Source organism: Rhizobium sp. KNZ14-9A (assembly GCF_056755015.1).
The window spans coordinates 1,085,671-1,102,195 of record NZ_JBPGXB010000002.1; the positions used below are offsets into that span (position 1 = coordinate 1,085,671).

Below are 16,525 nucleotides of genomic sequence, written 5' to 3' on the forward strand. Positions count from 1 at the left end.
GTTTTTTCTATCACTGGTTTGAAGTCGGTCGAGCTGTCGGCGAGGCAGCCGGCAGTTTTTCAGCAGTTCATGGTGCCTCTGCCGTTTGTTGATAGGCTCTCGCACGCTCCTTCGCCCGCACCGCCTTCACAACCAGCACACCCGCCACGACCAGCCCAGCCAACATCACCCCACCAAGCACCAGCAAATTCGGCTCCGCGGGCAGCGCCGCGCCAGTTCCCGCACCACCTGACGCCGACACCGCAATCGCGGCACCCGCCTTCCGCAGCGTAACGGCCGTCTTCTCCGCCTTGCTTGCCTCATCCGCCAGCGCTGCCTTCACATCCACGCCCGGCTGCCCGCGGAGATACATCGCCACGGCCTTCGCCTCGATCTTCGCCACGCGCGCGGACCAGCCCTTGCCGTAGGTTTTCCAGATAGCGAGGCTTTGCATGAAGCTCAGTCGTCGGGCGCAGAGGGCCTTGATTTCCTTGGTGCCGGCGGTTGCGGCCTTGGCGCGGGTGATGGGGCCGAATTTGCCGTCCGCTGGAGCGCCGATCACCGTTTGGGCGTCGCGCAGCGCGCGGGCGGGGCCGGAGTTGACGGCGTAGTCGAAGGTGGCGAGGTCGAAGCCTGGGGGCAGGGTGTCGCCGCCGATCTTGTCCCAGTATTTGGCCTTGTAGATGAGTTTGACGTCATTGAGCGTCAGGTTGCGGATGTCGAGATTGGGGAAGGCGGCGGCCGAGATGCCGTATTTGGTGCCTTTCAGCGTGCCCTGGCCGATCTTGCCGCCGGTCCAGTTGCCGGGATCGGTGCGTTCTATGGAGAGGCCGCCTTCGGAGTGCAGGGTGATCGAGAGGCAGTCCGGGAAATTCGCGCTGGTCATGCCGCGTTCCTTTTTGGGTGGATCGCGACAAGTTTCTGATGGCAACAGTTGTGCCTGTTGCATGACGATATCTGGGGGACGCCTGGCAATCAGGCTTACTCACGCACTCTCTCCGGGGCGATCGGGATGGCTCCCATCGCCATTTGAGAGAGGATGACAGCCGGGTTTAACCGGAGCGCTCCCGGGATTTTCTGCAGGCGGGTTTCGGATCGAAACGTCGGCGAGTGCCCTGATTTCCCCACGGACGAGTGACCGCCGCCTCCGTTACAGGAGAACAGAGTGGGGCGCGGCGGCCGGCTTTTGAGGGCCTGTAGCAGAACCACGAGCCTGAAAGATCGTTCCAAAAAAAAGCCTAATCAAATAGGGCTATGGGACGGTTCGCAGGACTGGAATGTCGCGCCGGGAAAGCCTGTGCAAGGCAGGCAAGTTCTTCCATGACGGTCGACAGACGATCACCGTTGCCTTTTGCGACCGGGGGCGGAAAAGTGCAGCGTTTCGCTCAGCAACAGCCGAGCCTCGAAGCTACAGGCCTTACGGCTCCTGCAATTCGCCTCTTTCGCGAAGCTTCAGGATGCCGAGCTGGATGACCTTTATGAGATCGGCCTGCAGGGGGCCGTGACTTTCCTGATATTCTTCCAGGGTCGGCTTGGTGACGGTCACATAGGCGAGCGCCGACACGTGATCATCCTTCACCGCCTGGGCGCCGAGATCCCAGATGCGGTCAAACAATATGCGGTCGAGATCCTGGCGTGACATGCTATTTCTCTTCCATTCCATATCTTCTTATTGGCCATATCTTCTCATTGGCCATGTCTTCTTGCCGGCTTTGACGCTGACGCCGCGGCAAGAGCGGACTGCAGGCGATCAGCCAAAAAACAGCGGCCGAGGCTCAGCAAGCGCGACACTGACGGCAAAGCCCACCACGTGATGTGGTTCTCGGTTGGGTACCGGGCGCTCGCGGTTCGGAACGAGCCTGCCGTAGGGGGTGGGCGGGCTTCAGAAAGCACAGCTTCGCGGGCTGGATAGAAGAGCCGACCACCTATGCACATGGTCACATCTCCTAGCGGAAGGCGAGTCAATTTTTACGCGAGACTGTTATGGCCGTTGATCGAAAATCCGGCCGCTCCTCGCCTCAGAAGACGTCGGCGTAACTGGTCGATCCCATCAGCGTGCTTTCCTTCAATATCACGCCATGCGCCACCGTGCCGGTCGCAAACCGCACCAGGCGCACATCGGGCATGGATTTCAGGCGCTGGGAGAAGGTGTTGACGGGCGGCAGGAAGCTTTCGCGGTAGCCCTGGTCGATCGCCCATTTGCGGAAATCCTCGAAGAGTTTTGCGGTGCGCAGCCAGCCGCCGGCGGGCTCGGTCTGCGCCGGCTCGACACGGATATCGAACCATTCGTTGAGCGGGTCGAGCAGCAGCCAGGCGTTCAGCGCTTCCTTCGAGCTTTCGGGCATGGTGTAGCCGCCGTTGCGCTTCAGCCGTTGGCCGCCTGACACGGCGAAACCGAGCAGCAGTTCCAATTCTTCCCTTGCGATGCGCTCGGCAATATCGGGGATGACCTCATGCTCGGGAATGCTGCGGTTGAACTGGATGACGACGAGGCGGCGGCGGAGCCCCCGGTCGATACCGCCATTGAAGCGCGGCAGGGTGTTGGTGGTGAAGCAGTGCAGCGCGCGGGGAATGAAGCTCTGGACATCCTTGTAGAGGCTGCGGCCCTCGATCGGGTTGCCGGTCACGGCCGCCTTGAATTCCTCGCCTGAAATGGCCGCCGCACTCAGCTCGTCGGCGACGTTCGCCGCCTTGCCGGCGAGATTGATGATGCGCTTCTCATCATTGAAGAAGGCGGGCGAGATGGAGGAGACGGCGCCTTCAGGCAGCAGCGCGCGGAAGAGCGCGGCGATGGTGGATTTGCCGTTGCTGGCGGTCTCGCCGAGCAGGATGAAGGCCTTCGGCTGGCGGATGCGGGTGGCAAGGCCGAAGGCGGCAGCACCCAGCATTTCGGCTACGAGGCTGATCTTGTCGGCGGCATCAGGGTCACCCTGAAAGGCGCCGTAGAGCAGCTTGTGCAGCAGCGAGCCCTCGGGCGGATGGCTTTCGGTGTACAGGTTATAGTCCGCGGCGATCGTGAAGCGGAAGCGGTCATCCGGGTCATGGGCGCGGCAGATCACCTTGCCGGTCTCATCCAGCGTGATGGTGCAGTTCAGTGCGTTGACGCCGATGGCGGGATTGCCGAAAAAGCCGGCCTCGGCAGTGCGCGTGCCGAACTCGTTGACGATGCCGTCAATCATGTGCCTGCCGAGCTTCAGCGGCTTTTCCTTCGGGCCTATGCCAATAGCATCGAAGGCATGCATGGCAAGGCGGATCTTCTGTTCGGGAATGGGGCGCCAGGCGGAGGGGCCATAGGCCCAGAATTTGCCATCGGCACGGACGATCCGTCCGCCGCAGGCCTTTGCCAGATGCTCGTTGAAGATGCGCGCCAGCCAGACTTCCGAGCCGAAAGGCTGGCTCGGAAACCATTCCGGCATGCTGTCTATGCCATCGGCGCCCGGCGGCGGCGCTTTCGGTACGTGCTGGTCCTGCTCTTCTGCCGATGTCGGCGGCTCGGCCGGGGCCGGCGCATGGCGGCGGATGGTGGCGCGCATGAAGGCATCGAGCTCAAGGCGCGTCCAACCGGCATCGACGGCATCGGCACTATCCCAGCCGCGGCAGGGAAGGTGACCCGCCTGCCAGTCGGAATAGGTGAAATACCTGAGATCAGAGGCGGCTCCAGCATCGGTAAAACCTGCCAGCCGGACGCGCGCGCCTAGGGCGGAGAGAATGGCGGCGATCTCGTCTGCCGTCGAAAGGCCGGGCGCATCGAAATCCGGCCAGATCACCACATCGCGGCCTCCGAGCGGCGACCAGTCTGTGTGTTTGACGCCCTGCGTGCCACCGGCCCAGGAAAGTACGGTGCGGCCGGATTTCTGTGCCAGCCGGTCGCGGCATTTCTCGCCCTCGACGACGATGACCTGCTTCGTCTTGCCGAGATTATCCAGCCCATAGAGCGGGCGCGGCTTGGGAAAGGGGTAGCGGCACCAGGTCTCTTTTCCGTCGGGCAGACGGGCGAACATGACCATCGGCGTTTCCTTGGCCCCATCGGGCAGGTCATGCCGCAGCACATAGCCGATCAGCGCGCCATCGGCCTGCCGATAGGGAAAGACCATGGAGGGAGAAAATGAGCCCCATTCGGAGCGGTCGCCCTTGCGCTTGGGATTGTAGAGGCGGATGCGGGCGCCTGATCTGACAGGCTCGGATGGAGGCGGAAGGGGCGTGATGCCCTCGTAGGGGTCGCCCATCTGCGGTGCGCGTGGCGTGATGTTCGGCCTGATATGGCTGACGCCATCGAGGATCCGAATGGCTTCCGCGAGATCGACGCCCTTGATCTGCCGCACGAAATCCAGGACATCGCCGCCGGCGCCACAGCCGAAACAATGGAAGCGCTCAATGCCATCCTGCCCCCTGAAGATGGTGAAGGAGGGCGTCTCCTCGGCGTGGAAGGGGCAGCAGGCGACATGCTCATGCCCGTTCCTCTGCAGCCTGCAGCCATAGCGCGCTGCTGTCTCGGACAGCGACACATCGCGGCGAAGCCGTTCGAGATCTGCAGGCATGTTGCGGCTCTTGCAATGGGTGTTGTCAGTATCGCAACATGGCCGGTGCAGAACGGGCGACGGCCATGGTCATTTCGTGCGTTTTCGGGGATTAACGGGAGGCAGTGCTCGGGAATTTGCCTTCCAGCACCAGCCGGTAGCCGCGGCGATAGCCGACATTGGCAATGCCGATGCCGGAGCCTTCGAGCTTCTGGCGCAGGTGGCAAAGGGCCACCTTGAAGGCGAGGTACATCCTGTCCGGCGAGGGGCCGCCATCGGGATCGTCGATATACATGGCGGTGAAGATGCGCTCGGTGATGACGGGCAGGCCCTTGCCCTTCCAGACCGCCTCGAAGATGCGCCCTTCCATCGGCGTGATGCCATAGTGATCGATGACGATCTCGGGGGCGGGAATGGTGACCGGCTGCTTGCAGCAGGGGCAGAGCAGCGGCTTGGTGATGGTGAGCGGGCCAGCCGTCTGAGGGGTAGCGGCAGGCGGGGTGGCGGCTTTCCCGGCCGGTCGTGTCGTGATGGTCTGCATGTTCATCCTCACTGGTTTTCTAGTGCGAGCCGCCTCACCGGGCGGGCCGCGATGTCGTGACGTTGCGAACTGATTTCGGATGCCTACGGCTGGGCCATCACCATCGCGCGGATGCGGTCTTCGAAGAGGGCAAGGCGGCGCAGCCGGTTGGCGAGATGCACGAGGTCGTCGACCGCTTCGTCATCGATGAGCAGCAACGCCTCGCCGGCGGCCGCCCCGCCATGCATGACGCAGCGCCCGATCAGCGCATCGATCAGCTCCGATTGCGCCAGCATGGAAAGCGGCTCTTTACGCATCCTCCTCCTCCGGCATCAGATCGGAGAGGGTGAGCGAAACACCATGGCGTCTTGCCGCCTGCAGAAGCATCAGCTGGTCGCGACCGTTGATGAGGCCGCGCTCATCGCGCAACGCCCGCGAAATCTTGGAGCGGTGGCGCTTGAGCTCGGCTGCGAGCTCGCTCGGCGTCAGCGCCAATTTGGCGGCAACCTTCTGCCAGGGCGTCGGGGCCTTTGCCATGCTGATCTTCCCTCCTGTCATGCGGCTCTTGTTGTTGGAGTTGAGATTATGTTGTCGAAATCGCAACGTCAATCTCAAATAGGAAAAAATACCTATCTTTTGCGTCCCTGCCTTTGAACGAACGTTTTTCGGCGGAAAGGCGGGTCGTGTTGCAACTTGAGCAGATCAACCATGTCAAAGGTTGACGGTAAAAAGCCCGGTGCAGTTGCTTGCGCCTCGTTGCGTTTTTTGCAACAAATAAGCAACGCTGCATATGTGCATGGGGACGCTGATGGCTGAGATCGATGGCAACTGGTTTCACAACCAGCTTGATGACAGGGGGCAATCGCTGCGCGCGCTCGCCCGTCATCTCGGCAAGGATGCCTCCGCCGTCTCCCGCACCTTCTCGGGCAAACGCAAGATGACGATGGAGGAGGCCGCCGAGATCGCGTCCTTCCTCGGCGTATCCGTGACCGAGGTCATGCACCATGCGGGAATCACGCGTGAAGGCGAGGGGCTGGGGCCGAAGATCCTGCTCTCGGCCGTGATCGGCGAGGATGGCGAAGTCCGTTCGCTTCCCGAGCCGCAGCCGCTGCCGCAGGCCGTGCTCGACAAGGCGCAGCTCTCGATCGGCGCCGGCCGCAACCGGCGGATCATCGCTGCCCAGGTGCGGGCCTCCACCGGCGCGCTGTCGATCTGGGACGATGCCGTGCTGCTCTTTGCGCCGACCGATGGCATCGAGCCCGGCGCGATCGGCGCGCTTTCGATCTGCTGCCTTTCCGGCGGCAAGCAGATCCTCGCCAAGCTCGACCGCGCCCGCAAGACCGGCGAGGCGAGGGTGGTTTCGCCTGATGGCGGGATCGGGGAGGCGGTGCTCACGACGGCGACGCCGGTGCTGGTGATGATACCGTAGGGGGCATGATGGTGGACGGCCCCCGCCGCTGGAGGTGCATGTCTCGCTTACAGCGATGTCGTCTCGGCCATGCTTCCTCTGAACTGCCGCTGACGCATTCCGCGCTCAATGACCTCCCTTGGAAATAATCCGCCCAGCGCTAATTTATGGTGCAGAATGGCCGGTCATCAGCCTCAGGCGATCAGCTATCGATGCATCTGGGTTCAGCCATTTTCTGGCGGCTGATGGGGATAGGAGCGGCGTTGAAGGCGGGTTGGATGGACATTGAGTCAAATGGCTCCGTTCGGGCGGGAATGGCGGAGCGTGATAGTGAACATCCCTACCGGGCTCTCTTCGATTCCATCGATGACGGTTTCTGCACCATAAAGGTGCTGTTCGATGACGAGGGCGGCGTGCGGGACTATCGTTTCCTGCTCACCAACCCTGCCTTCGAGCGGCAGACGGGGCTGATCCAGGCCGACGGACGGACGATGCGGGAGCTTGCGCCCGATCACGAGGAATTGTGGTTCGACATTTACGGCCAGGTTGCGCTGACGGGCGAGCCCGTTCGTTTTGCGCATCAGGCCGATGCGCTCGGCGGGCGCTGGTACGAGGTCCATGCTTTCCGCATCGGCGTGGTCGAAGAGCGGCAGGTCGCCATCATCTTCCGCGATATCAGGGACAAGAAGCAGGCGGAAGCGGCGCTGCGCGAAAGCGAGGTGCAATATCGAGCGCTGTTCGATTCCATCGACGAGGGCGCCTGCATCATCGAGCGGCTGCCTGTCGGCGCCGATGGGCTGCGCGACTATCGCTATATCGCCATGAACAAGGCGATGCAGGCGATGTTCGGCATCGCCGATCTCAGCGGCCGCACGATCCGCGAATTCTTCCCCGACGAGGTGGAGGACTGGTACGACGATTACGACCGGGTGCTGACGACGGGCGAGCCCGTCCGCTTCGTGCGGGAATCCGAGCCGCAGGAGATGGTGCTGGAAATGTTCGTCTCGCGCATCAGCGAGAAACCACCGCGGGTGCTTGCCGTGATGCAGGATATCACCAAGCGCAAGCGGGCGGAGGAGGCGCTTCGGCGCAGCGAGGAGCGTTCACGCGCGCTCGTCAATGCCAGCTCCGATGTCGTCTTCCGCATGAGCCCGGACTGGCAGGAGATGCGCCAGCTCGATGGCCGCGGCTCCCTCTCCGATGTCGAGGGGCCGACGGTGCGCTGGATGGACGATCATCTTTTTCCCGAGGATCTGCCCCAGATCCGCATGGCGATTGCCCACGCCATCCGCGAGCGGCGGCCCTTCGAGCTGGAACACCGCGTGCGCCGGGCCGATGGCGAAGTGGGCTGGACCTTCTCGCGCGCCATTCCGGTCTTCGATGCCAGGGGCGAGATTGCCGAATGGTTCGGCATGGCCGCCGACGTGACCGAGCGGGTGCACGCCCGCCAGCGCCAGCAGATGCTGAACCACGAGCTCGGCCACCGGCTGAAGAATGTTCTGAGCCTCGTGCAATCGATCGCCAACCAGACCTTTCGCCAGGCCGACAATCTCGCGGAAGCTGCCGAGACCTACAGCTCGCGCCTCGTCTCGCTCGGGCGCGCGACCGATATCCTGACGGAGACCGCCTGGGCGGATGCGAGCCTGCACAGCCTCGCCCAGGCCGGGCTGATCTCTGTCGGCGATTTCAGCGAGCGCATCCGCATCTCCGGCCCCGATCTCGACCTTGCGCCACAACAGGCCCTGATGCTGACGCTGACGCTGCACGAGCTTGCGACGAACAGCTTGAAATACGGGGCGCTGAGCCTTGAGACGGGGTTGGTGGAGCTGACGTGGGGCGTGAAGAAGGATGCCGGCGGCGAAGGGCAGTTCACGCTGGAATGGCGGGAGAGCGGCGGGCCGGAGATCAGTGCGCCCAAACGCGAGGGGTTCGGGACGCGGATGATAGGGCGGTTGCTGCCGGCTTCGTTTCAGGGGAAGGCGGAGCTGAGTTATGAGGCGGCGGGGTTTGAGTTTCTGTTGGAGGCGCCGTTGGGGGAGGTGATTAAGGTTAGGCGGTGAGGGATCTTTTTTGCAGGTTTCGAATAACCTCAGTTCAATCATTGTTGGCTGACGTTGAGCGCTGTTCAGCTTCAGTTTCGTAGTTGCGAATGAGCTCGTCATAGGATCGTTTGGTGGCGCCGAGATCGATATTCATCGGAATAAAGGCATCGCATCTTCCAAGCAATTTTTGCCGATCCCAATTCCACACCTCAAGAACACCGTTGAGTATGTAGTCTCGGATAAAGCGCATAATTATTGCGCAGCCTCTCGCCGCCCTTTCTGATCCATCGTCGGCTGCCATTAGCCCGTGGGTAACGTCGATCTGTAGTCGCTCCTCTGTGAAATTTAACCGCAGCATCATCGCTGTGAGATTGTCATCCGAGGTGCACTGAACGTCGGTGCAGCCATCGGCAGTCGCCACTATTTCTGCGCGAAGTTTGCTGAGTGTCGCGAACCCTTCGCTGCCCGCCAAAGTTACTGTAAGCCTCGGGAGTGACGGCCAAAGAGCCCGCGGAAGTGAGCCGTCTGTCTTTATGGTAGCGACAGCGTTTTCACCAAAAATCGTTTTGAAACCTTCCAGTTCGTAAAGATGTTCTTCCCAAATTGTTTGGCTGCTCTTGACGCCGAAATGGTGCTCGATCGCGTACTCCGCTAACGCCTGTGCGACGGGCAAATCTTGCCGCATACGTCGCATGTCAGCCGGATTTTCAGGATTCGCGGTGTTGCTGAAGGCGTGGGCCACAGCGCAGCGGTTGGACCCGTACAGGTATGCGCCCAGCTTTTCGCCCGCGTTTTGGAGGAATGAGATTTAAGTCTTAGCTCTACGGTTATCTTTGATTTTATGGATGGTTTCGTCGATCCAAGCCACTTGATCCCCGCCATGTTGCATAAAGATGTTGAGGATTTTGAAGAAGCTTAGACATGCGTAGGCAGGATTGTTTAAACCGAGCCCCTCACGATAAAATCCGAGTGCCAGACGGGCCTTGGCATCGGCGGGATCAGGTACATAAGGATGCAGGAAGTCGCGGGCGGCAATATACGGTCCATTGAACCCGCCCATGGATCTCGGGATGTTCCCTCCGCTCCACTGTTCGATCTCGATAGACTGCCCGTGTGCCCAAGCCAACGAGCTGAGGAAATGGCTGATCAACAACTGCCCAACGTCTGCATCTTCGCCAGGGCCTAAACAAACTGCGGCGGCCGGATACATTACCCCGGCATCCCCTCCAGCTTCGGCCCACGGTATGAGCAAGATGGTGCGCTGACGGAAGGCCACTTCCGTTGTTACGCATGGCCAAGCCATTTGCGAACGAACACAGGCTACAATCCAGTTACCCCTTACGCCGAGGGGGCCATTGTATAAATTCTGCACCTTGGGAATGCCGGCCTTTTCGAACATTGTAGCCCTTATACGGTTGGCGCAAAAGACTGCTGCTGCAACCCGTGGCCACCCATCGCGTTGTGCTCTGATACCTTCTTTGCTTTAGTGTGAGTAAATAATCGATTCTCCGCAAGGTTGTGGGTTCCTGCATGGGAGAGGCGTCGATCCCTCGACTAGGCGTCGTTAGATGTAATCCTTCCCACTGTCGGATTAGCGGGCTGCGACCAGTGCCTAGCTGCATTGATCGATAACAATGTCGGGCACGGCGGTTGCGCCCGACATCCTCGCTCGATCCGATCCTGCTCAGGCCGCAGGCGTCGCGACCGCAGGCTCCGACGCCAGCGCCTTGCGTAGCTGCTCTTCCTGCTCCGGCGAGAGCGAGGAGCGCAGGATGGTGGCGTGTTCGCCCTTGAATTCGGCCAGCACCTTTTCGGGCTGCACCTTGCGCAGCAGCAGGAAGAGGGCGGAGCTGTTGACCGGGATGGTGTCGGCGAGTTTCTTGATGAGGTCGTCGTCGATGCCGTAATCGGTCATCGAGCCCGCAAGCGCGCCGGAGCCTGCGCCGAAGGCGCCGCCGAGGACCATGCCGGCCAGCGGATTGAGGAAGAGCAGGCCGACGAGCGAACCCCAGAGCGCGCCGGAGAGGCCGCCGCTTGCAGCACCGGCGGCCGTGAGATTGACGCCCTGCTTGAGGCGCACCTTGCCGGCGGGGTCGCGCACGGCGATGACGGCATCCTCGAGATCGACGAGATATTCCTTCTCAAGCTGGACGAGCCGGTTGAGCACGGCATCCGCCTTGTCGGCGGTATCGAAACCAAGCACCACGAGTTCTGACATGGCTTTCCCTCCTGTTGGACCACAGATGCGGCAGATAGGCGCCGGCGGCGCTCTGTCCATAAGGCGGCCGGCATTTGCTAGGGCTTTTTGCTTAGGCAATTCCGGGCGCAAAACCGCTGCACACTTTTGCTGGAATTGCTCTACCACTCGCATGTGAGAGGGCGATGAAGGGGATCGCCGGCGGGCGTCAGTTGAAGCCGCGCACCTCGACCGGCGCGCGGCAGGCGATTGCCGCCTTGCGGCCCCAGGCGAGCGCCTCGTCCATATCGGCCGCTTCCAGCACCCAGAAGCCGCCGATATGTTCCTTGGTTTCGAGGTATGGCCCGTCGGTGACGAGCAGCTTGCCGTCGGGCTGTGCCCGCACCGACATTGCCTTGCTGACCGGGTTGAGGCCGCCGACGAAGAGCCTGACGCCGGCGGCCACCATCTCTTCGTTCAACACGTCGATATCGCGCATCGTCGCATCGTCTTCCTTGCAAGGGGCGTAATCGTCGGGGAGGTGGATGGCGACGAGATATTGGGGCATCTGCTTCTCCTTTGATGTCAGGCTGGCCGGCTGGCCTGGCTTCATTCTACAGACGAATGGGCGGAGCGGAATTCGACAGGTCGTTCGAGAGGTTTTGGATCCTGCGGGCGGATCGGCTATAGGGGGTGCTGCTTCCGGATTCCGCCCGGCGGCCGTGCTCGCTGCCGCCAAACCCTGCGCAAAGGTCTTTTCATGCCGCTTCTCGATGCGAATTCAGCCTTTCCCGTCACCCATCCCGATGGCAGGGTTTCGAAGACGACGATGTACCTGAAGAATGTCATCGATCATCCGCGTATGGAGATCGGCGATTACAGCTATTTCACGCATTACGGAAAGCTGGAGGAGACGGCCGAGATCCTCGCGCCCTATCTGGGGCGGGGTTGCCGGGAGCGGCTGGTGATCGGCAAGTTCGTGCAGATTGCCCGCGGCAGCTATTTCATCACCAGTTCGGCCAATCATCCGATGGGCGGCATCACCACCTATCCCTTCCGCATCTTCAAGCCGGAGACCTTCGGTTACAAGGATCTGCCGGTGAAGGATACGGTGGTCGAGCACGATGTCTGGATCGGCCACGACGCCGTCATCATGCCGGGTGTCACGATCGGCGCGGGCGCGATTGTCGCCGCCGCCTCGGTCGTCACCCGCGATGTGCCGCCCTATGCTGTGGTCGGCGGCAATCCGGCACATATCATCCGCATGCGCTATCCTGTCGAGGTCATCAGCGAGATCCTCGACCTTGCCTGGTGGGACTGGCCGATCGACAAGATCGAAGCCAATCTGCCGGCGCTGGAGAGCGGCGATCTCGCGGCGCTGAAGCGGGCCTGAACGGACAGGCGATGCCTGCGACCGCCTGCGCCCTTCCAATTGTCCTCGGCGAGATTATCCTCGACACAGACGGAATGTTGCAATCTTCTGACATGATGTTGGAGTGGACGGCCCCTGAACGGCATCGAAATGTGCCAGAATGAGCTGTTAAGATCTCAATCGAAGGGGCCGCCCATGGACAAGATTATTCGTATTGGCATGGATACGTCAAAGCATGTCTTTCAGTTGCATGGCGTGAATGCCGGAGAGAAACCGGTCTTGCGTAAGAAAATGCGACGTAAGGAGATGATCGACTTCTTCACGACCTGCCCGCCAACTTTGGTCGCGATCGAGGCCTGTGGTGGTTCGCATCATTGGGCGCGCTTACTCACCTCATTTGGACATGAGGTAAAAATGATCGCGCCACAACTCGCCAAGCCCTACGTCAAGCGGAACAAGAATGACGCTGCCGATGCCGAAGGGCTCTGCGAGGCGATGAGCCGCCCAACGATGCGGTTCGTTCCGGTTAAGACAGTTGATGAACAAGCGGCACTCATGCTGATCAGCGTCCGTACCCGCCTGATAGCCAACCGCACCCAACTCGCCAACGCTATACGGGGTTACGCCAATGAGTTTGGTGTCTCCGCAGCCAAGGGGCTGGCACATATTCCGATGCTGCTCGAAAGGGTGCAAGCTGAGAAAACTGTGCCAGAGCTCGCGCAGGAATTGTTCATGAGCCAGGCCGAGGAATACGCTCAACTTGAAAAGAACATTGCTGACGTGGAGGCGAAGTTAAAGGCATGGCAGCGTAACGACGAACGCAGCATACGTCTCAACACCATTCCCGGTATTGGCCCGATCAGTTCGGCTCTTTTGATAATGAAGACACCTGCTCCAGAGCTCTTCAAATCTGGCCGCCAGTTCGCAGCTTGGATAGGGTTAACGCCAAAGGATCACTCGACCGGCGGCAAGCTGCGTCTTGGTTGCATCACGCGGGCCGGCGATGAAGCGCTGCGGGCAGCCTTGGTGGTTGGAGCAACCGCTGTCATTCAGCATGCACGGCGATCTGGTAATGCCTCTCGGTGGCTTACGGCATTGCTTAAGCGCAAGCCACCTAAAGTGGCAGCAGTAGCACTCGCCAACAAGATGGCGCGTATGGCCTGGAAGCTGATGGTCTCCGGCGAGACATACAGCGCAAGACCGGCGTCTGCTCCACAGGGCTGCGCGGCATGATGATCGGCGAGCAAGAACCGAAGAGGCCGTGATCCTTACTCCTTTGTCGAGGTCAACACTTGCAGGATAAGGAGCAGATGGTGTGATCGATCGATCCGGAACACAGGATACCCCGGTGATCCCATTGGCAGCTAGAGGCCGTCTTGATGCTTGGGACCTGTGTTGCGGAAACCATCTTGGCCAGCGTTCATGTGCGAACGCAACAACAGGCCGGACATATGGACGCAAGCGATACGATCAGATTATCTCGAAATATCTTGCGAGTTGGGGGCCGTCCACATATGGGATCAGGTCGAACCATGCTTTCATGCGGCCGGACGCCAATGGCCGATAGCGGCCACGTCGCCAATCGTTTTCAACCCGCGCCCGATGGCGGGATGCGCGCATGCTGATGCCGGATCTCTCCCGCCGGCGCCTGGCACTTGCCGTCGTCGCCTGCCTCGTCGGCATAGCCGTGTCCTGGCTGACGATGACGCCTTTCGGCCTGCTCGGTCCCGTTGCCGCTGCTTTTCTTTGTGCGCGCGGCGGTGCTGCGAGGCTCATTTATGCCGCTCTGGCGGTGGCCATGCTCGGCGCGCTGCTGGCGGCGCTGCTCGATGCCGGAATGCGCGAACCTGCTTTGTCATGGGCGGCTTTCTTTGCGCTTTCGTTGTCTCTCGGCCCGCTCGTTTCGGTCAACGCGCCTGAAACGGCCGATGCCGATGCCGTGCGGGCGGCCAAATCGGTCGAGCGGCTCACCGGCGTTGCCTGGGCCACTGATGCCTCGGGCGCTTTCCTCTACGTGACCCCCAGTGTGCTTGCCTCTCTCGGTCTCGGCCTTGAAGACTTCAATGCACCTGACGACGACAAGGAATTCGGCTGGAAGCGGGCGATCCACCCTGACGATTATGAGGTTGCCGCGGCCCTGTGGCGGCGCTGCCTGCAGACGGGCGAGCATTACAGCGTGGATAGCCGCATGCTGCGCCCGACGGGCGGCTACGGCTGGACGCGGAGCACGGGACAGCCGCTGCGCGACGGCAATGGCGTCATCACCGGATGGTACGGCACCGTCATCGATGCCGAGAGCGCGCCCCTTGCCGGCGGGATGGCGGCTGGTGGTTCTCCGGCCGATATGGCGGAGGTTCATCCGCATGACAGGGCGACGGTGGAGCAGGCGCGTGCGCGGGCTTTCTTCCATGGCATTCCCCAGGTCAGCAGCTACCGGAAGCTTCAGCCCGACGGCAGCTACCGGTGGGTGGAGTTTCGAGTGGAGCCGAAATACGGCACCAGTGTCGATGTCGATCCGGCGGTCGCGCGGCAGGACGAGCGGTGGACGACGGCGAGTTCTCTTGGCGAGACCGGCGAAGCGGTGCGCGCCGCACTTGCCATCGAGAACCTCTATGGCGGCGCCTGGGCAATGGATGCATCAGGGCAGTTCACCTATGCGACGCCGACGGCGCAGACTTCGATCGCCATGGTGCTCGAAGACCTGAACCTGCTTCTCGACGACAAGCCCTTCATCGAGGGCGGACGGCAGGGCTGGCAGCGCGGCGTGCATCCCGATGACAGCGAAGAGGCAGGCGAGACGCTGCGCCATGCGCTGCGGACCGGCGAGCACTGGAATTTCGAATACCGGGTTCTGCGCGCCAATGGCGCCTATGTCTGGCACCGGGCGGCCGCGCGGCCGACACGCGACGGGCAGGGGCGCATCACCGGATGGTATGGCGTGACTGTCGATATCGACGCCTACAAGCGCACGGAGGCAGCACTTCGCGAACGCGAGCGACAGCTGCAACAGCTCATCGATACCGTGCCGGCTCTGATCTGGAGCGCGACGGCGGAGGGACGGCCGATCTATGTCAACAAGCCTTTCACCGAGGTGACGGGTGCCACCCTGGAAGAGATGATCGGGCCTGACGGACTGCCCTCGCTCAGCGTCATCCATGCAGATGACCGGGAGGCGGCGCGCCGGGCGATACTGCATTCCTTCACCACCGGGGAATCCTATTTCGTGCGATACCGTCAGGCCCGCGCCGATGGTGGCTATCGCTGGACCGAGACGCGGGCGGAACCGCTGAGGGACGAGGCCGGGGTCATCCTGCGATGGTACGGCGTCAGCTCCGACATCCACGACCTCGTCACCACCCAGGAAGCCTTGCGCGAGAGCGAGCGCTTCCTGCGGCAGCTGGTGGAAACCCTGCCGGCAATGATCGACTGCGCCGACCCTGATGGAGAGCCGGTCTTCCGCAGCCAGCGGCTGCGCGAATTTCTCGGCTACGATCTCGAACAGCTGGACGGGACTGGCAAATCCCGGCTTGCCGGCACGCTGGATGCCGGCATCCATCCCGATGATCTGGCCGGGGTGAAGGAGAAATATGCCCATTCGCTGGCAACGGGCGAGCCCTATGCCCGCAGGCATCGCCTCAGACGTTTCGATGGCGAATATCGCTGGGTGGAAACGCGCGCAGCACCGATGCGCGATGCCGAAGGCGCCATCGTGCAGTGGAACGTCGTCTGCCTCGATATCGACGGCGAGGTGCGGGCGCAGGAAAAGCTGCTTTCGGCGCAGGAGAGCCTGGCGCGGGCGAGCCAAGCGGCCAGCCTCGCGGAGCTCTCGGCCTCTATCGCGCATGAGGTCAATCAGCCGCTCTCGGCGGTGATGAGTTCTTCAGACGCCTGCCGGCGCTGGCTGATGGCGGAACCGCCGAATATCGAGCGGGCGCAGAAAACGCTGGAGCGCATCATCATCAGCGCGCATTCGGCAAGCGATGTCGTCACGCGCGTGCGCGCCCTGTTCAAACGCGCCGAGGACAAGAGGGATTGCGTCACACTCGGCCGTGTCATCACCGAGGCGGGCGATCTGCTGGCCGAAGAGGCCATCAGGCGCGGCGTCCGCGTCGATATCGACGGCGAGGATGTTGTGCTCGGCATTGCGTTCGACCGAGTGCAGATCCAGCAGGTTGTCATCAACCTCATGCGCAACGGCATGGATGCGATGGCCGATGTTGCCGATGACAGGGTGCTTGAAGTGAGCGTGCACAGGGCGGACGGCATGATGCGCATCGAAGTCAGCGACCGAGGCGCGGGTATCGAATTTCCCGACAAGATATTCGAGCCTTTCTTTTCGACGAAAGAGCAGGGCATGGGCATGGGGCTTGCGATCTGCCGCTCGATCGTCGAGGCGCATGGCGGTCAGCTGTGGGCGGAACAGAACGAGCCGCGCGGGACGAGGTTCATCTTCACGCTGCCGGATGAGGTGGCAGTCGCGTGAGGCGTGCCTATCGCCATAGGCAAACCTT

Annotated in this window: 13 protein-coding genes and 1 pseudogene; 5 read left to right on the forward strand and 9 right to left on the reverse strand. The window is 61.8% G+C overall.

The genetic code is table 11. The annotated features are described in order from the left end of the window. Window positions 1-67 precede the first annotated feature (67 nt). From ACR9ZQ_RS11595 to ACR9ZQ_RS11620, 6 genes are all read right to left on the reverse strand, one after another. Window positions 68-865, reverse strand: coding sequence for a glycoside hydrolase family 108 protein (locus ACR9ZQ_RS11595; RefSeq protein WP_481427844.1), 798 nt, complete (start codon window positions 863-865; stop codon window positions 68-70). 531 nt (window positions 866-1,396) lie between these two features. After that, entirely contained in the window at window positions 1,397-1,621 is a 225-nt protein-coding gene (locus ACR9ZQ_RS11600) for a hypothetical protein (RefSeq protein ID WP_113325344.1), read from the reverse strand. 376 nt (window positions 1,622-1,997) lie between these two features. Beyond that, window positions 1,998-4,517 (reverse strand): CHC2 zinc finger domain-containing protein, encoded by a 2,520-nt coding sequence (locus tag ACR9ZQ_RS11605; protein ID WP_481427845.1) that lies wholly within the window; start codon window positions 4,515-4,517, stop codon window positions 1,998-2,000. Window positions 4,518-4,608: 91 nt separating this feature from the next. Next, the gene (locus ACR9ZQ_RS11610) at window positions 4,609-5,037 is read right to left on the reverse strand and encodes a hypothetical protein (protein WP_481427846.1); all 429 of its coding nucleotides are present in this window, start codon (window positions 5,035-5,037) and stop codon (window positions 4,609-4,611) included. 83 nt (window positions 5,038-5,120) lie between these two features. Then, complete coding sequence (locus tag ACR9ZQ_RS11615) at window positions 5,121-5,333, reverse strand: hypothetical protein (RefSeq protein WP_310386599.1); 213 nt, start codon at window positions 5,331-5,333, stop codon at window positions 5,121-5,123. Continuing rightward, entirely contained in the window at window positions 5,326-5,553 is a 228-nt protein-coding gene (locus ACR9ZQ_RS11620) for a hypothetical protein (RefSeq protein ID WP_310386597.1), read from the reverse strand. The genes ACR9ZQ_RS11615 and ACR9ZQ_RS11620 overlap by 8 nt, the downstream gene beginning before the upstream one ends. 271 nt (window positions 5,554-5,824) lie before the next feature. Here ACR9ZQ_RS11620 and ACR9ZQ_RS11625 point away from each other — a divergent pair, with 271 nt between their 5' ends. Beyond that, window positions 5,825-6,445 (forward strand): helix-turn-helix domain-containing protein, encoded by a 621-nt coding sequence (locus ACR9ZQ_RS11625; RefSeq protein ID WP_310386596.1) that lies wholly within the window; start codon window positions 5,825-5,827, stop codon window positions 6,443-6,445. A gap of 257 nt (window positions 6,446-6,702) precedes the next feature. Further along, window positions 6,703-8,484 carry a PAS domain S-box protein gene (locus ACR9ZQ_RS11630; RefSeq protein WP_481427847.1) on the forward strand — a complete coding sequence of 594 codons (1,782 nt, stop codon included), beginning with the start codon at window positions 6,703-6,705 and terminating at the stop codon, window positions 8,482-8,484. A 34-nt stretch (window positions 8,485-8,518) separates the two neighbouring features. Here ACR9ZQ_RS11630 and mauJ read toward each other — a convergent pair. From mauJ to ACR9ZQ_RS11645, 3 genes and pseudogenes are all read right to left on the reverse strand, one after another. After that, window positions 8,519-9,865, reverse strand: a pseudogene (gene mauJ, locus ACR9ZQ_RS11635) (methylamine utilization protein MauJ). 285 nt (window positions 9,866-10,150) lie between these two features. Beyond that, the gene (locus ACR9ZQ_RS11640) at window positions 10,151-10,684 is read right to left on the reverse strand and encodes a DUF1269 domain-containing protein (RefSeq protein ID WP_481427848.1); all 534 of its coding nucleotides are present in this window, start codon (window positions 10,682-10,684) and stop codon (window positions 10,151-10,153) included. 187 nt (window positions 10,685-10,871) lie between these two features. Beyond that, window positions 10,872-11,210 carry a YciI family protein gene (locus ACR9ZQ_RS11645; RefSeq protein WP_113325353.1) on the reverse strand — a complete coding sequence of 113 codons (339 nt, stop codon included), beginning with the start codon at window positions 11,208-11,210 and terminating at the stop codon, window positions 10,872-10,874. Between the two features lie 192 nt (window positions 11,211-11,402). Between ACR9ZQ_RS11645 and ACR9ZQ_RS11650 the strand changes: the two genes are divergently transcribed. From ACR9ZQ_RS11650 to ACR9ZQ_RS11660, 3 genes are all read left to right on the forward strand, one after another. Next, window positions 11,403-12,035 carry a CatB-related O-acetyltransferase gene (locus tag ACR9ZQ_RS11650; RefSeq protein WP_037107667.1) on the forward strand — a complete coding sequence of 211 codons (633 nt, stop codon included), beginning with the start codon at window positions 11,403-11,405 and terminating at the stop codon, window positions 12,033-12,035. A 174-nt stretch (window positions 12,036-12,209) separates the two neighbouring features. Continuing rightward, a complete protein-coding gene (locus ACR9ZQ_RS11655; protein WP_481427849.1) occupies window positions 12,210-13,247 on the forward strand; it encodes an IS110 family RNA-guided transposase in 1,038 nt (345 codons plus the stop codon). A 385-nt stretch (window positions 13,248-13,632) separates the two neighbouring features. Next, complete coding sequence (locus tag ACR9ZQ_RS11660) at window positions 13,633-16,497, forward strand: PAS domain-containing protein (RefSeq protein ID WP_481427850.1); 2,865 nt, start codon at window positions 13,633-13,635, stop codon at window positions 16,495-16,497. Window positions 16,498-16,525 lie beyond the last annotated feature (28 nt).